Here is a 341-nt window from a genome sequence, read left to right as displayed (position 1 = left end):
GGTGAAGACCGTAGATGGTCAGCAACCCGATGCTAACGGCAATATTGTGGTTCAGGCATCGGATAACAACGCTGCGACCGGCACATCGCTTATCTCAGATAGCGGTTCTACTACTGGGAACATAAAACTCAAAACTCTGGTTGCTGGTAGCAACATCACCATCGCGCCTGATGCAAATGGCAACCTGAGAATCACAGGAACGGTGCCTCCACCGCCTGTTACTTCGGTGTCCGGACAAACCGGTGCTGTCGTTATATCCACGGTGAATAACAATGGAGCAACCGGTACATCGCTTATCTCAGATAGCGGTTCTACTACTGGGAACATAAAACTCAAAACTC

The 341-nt window shown here is 49.6% G+C and carries 1 protein-coding gene; it reads left to right on the top strand.

The window, feature by feature from the left end:
- Positions 1-341 (top strand): hypothetical protein (locus AC1RPW_RS08220; protein WP_481769476.1); only part of this gene is annotated, 341 nt, incomplete at both ends.

Source organism: Dellaglioa sp. CoH-55-MRSF-8 (assembly GCF_056782195.1).
The sequence above is the reverse complement of the archived record's forward strand: the minus strand, read 5'-3'. Positions and strand labels throughout refer to the sequence as shown.